This window comes from Nonomuraea lactucae (genome assembly GCF_003313395.1).
Taxonomy (GTDB): Bacteria; Actinomycetota; Actinomycetes; order Streptosporangiales; family Streptosporangiaceae; genus Nonomuraea; species Nonomuraea lactucae.
The window spans coordinates 1-1,601 of record NZ_QNFZ01000527.1 but is presented as its reverse complement, the minus strand read 5'-3'; the positions used below and the strand labels follow the sequence as shown (position 1 = coordinate 1,601).

The 1,601-nt window shown below is 77.0% G+C and carries 1 protein-coding gene and 1 pseudogene; both read right to left on the bottom strand.

Annotation, left to right across the window (positions count from 1 at the left end):
* A pseudogene (locus tag DQW85_RS23275) lies at window positions 1-769 on the bottom strand (prolyl oligopeptidase family serine peptidase); the annotation flags it as partial.
* Window positions 770-789: 20 nt separating this feature from the next.
* Window positions 790-1,601 (bottom strand): ATP-binding cassette domain-containing protein (locus DQW85_RS23270; protein WP_113702229.1); only part of this gene is annotated, 812 nt, incomplete at its 5' end.

Genomic DNA, 1,601 nt, shown 5'->3' with positions numbered 1-1,601 from the left:
CGGCGGTGCGGGCCGCCGCGCCCTCCTGCACGGCCCGCAGTTCGAGCCGCGCTCCGCCGGGCGGCGGGCCGGGCCTGCTCGGGTCACTGGCGGCCAGGTCGGCGAGCCAGACGTCGTTCCCCTCGCGGGTGCCCGCCGAGAGCGTCAGCCACCGGCCGTCGGCGCTGATCTGCAGCCCGTACGGGACCGCGCCGCGCGTGAAGACCTGGACGTCGTCCGGATCCCCCAGGCGGTGAAGGTAGACGCCCTGGCGGAAGCGGACGTACAGGAACGCCTCCCCGCCCGGCAGCCAGGCGACCGGGGAGTAGCGGCAGCCGCCGACCGGGCCGTCCACCACCCGCCGGGTGGTGAGGTCCATGACGTACAGGTCCGCCCGCTCGTCGCCGCGCCGGGAGAGCTGGTACGCCAGCAGGCGCCCGCCGGGGTCCGGCTGCCAGTCGTCGAGCGTGGTGAGGCCGGAGGGGTCCAGCCTGGCCGGGTCCAGGACGGCCTCGTCGTCCAGGCAGAGGACGGGGTGCTCCTGGCCCGCGGACTGCGACAGGTGGAAGCGCCGCTCGCCCCGCCACACCGGCGCGGTGACCAGGCCGGTGGCGCTCAGCTCGGCCAGGCGGGCCGCGAAGTGCCCGCGCAGCGGGAGCGCGGCGGCGTGGTCGCGCCAGAGCCGGTCCTGGGCGTCCTGCCAGACACGGGTGGCCGGGTCGGCGGGGTGCTCCAGCCAGCGGTACGGGTCGTGGACCAGGTGGCCGTGGAGGTTCTCGACGATCGGCATGCGGACTGCGTACGGATATCTCATGACACGGGCTCCGGTTGCCAGTGGCCGACCAGGTCGGCGTAGAGGGGGTCTGCGCGGACGAGCCGGTCGTGGGTGCCGGTCTGGACCCGGCCCCCGTCGATGATCAGGACCCGGTCGGCGCGCCTGGCGGAGGTGATGCGGTGGGCGACGACGACGAGCGTGCCGCCCCGCGCCGCGAACGCGCGCTCCACCCGCGCCTCCGCCGCGGGGTCCAGGTGGCAGGTGGCCTCGTCCAGGACGGCCAGGCGGGCGGGCGAGAGGTAGGCGCGGACCAGGGCGACGAGCTGGCGCTGCCCGGCGGAGAGCGCGGCCGGGTCGAGCGGAACGTCGTACCCGCCCGCGACGCCCACCAGTTCGCCGGCCCCCAGCGCCTCGACGGCCGCCTCGACCGCCCCCGGCCCGGTGTCGCCGCTCCTCCCTTCCGGCCGCGTGGGACCGGCTGCGGCGTCCGGGTCCCGGCCGGGTGCGAGATAGGTGAGGTTCTCGCGGAGGGTGCCGCGGAAGACGTACGCCTCCTGCGGGATCAGCACCCGAGCCGCGTGCTCGGCCCGGTCCGCCGGGACGCCGCCGATCAGCACCTCTCCCGAGCCGGGCCGCAGCAGCCCGCTGATCAGGGCCGCCAGCGTGGACTTGCCGGCGCCGCTCGGCCCCACGACCACGAGGTGCTCGCCCTCGGGTACGCGCAGGTCGAGCTGGTCGACGACCGGCTCAGAGTGCGGGCCGTACCCGAACGTGACCCCGCGCAGCACCACCTCGGCGGTCGCGGGCCGGGCCCGGGCGGCGGCCGGCGGCAGCGGCGGAGCGGAGG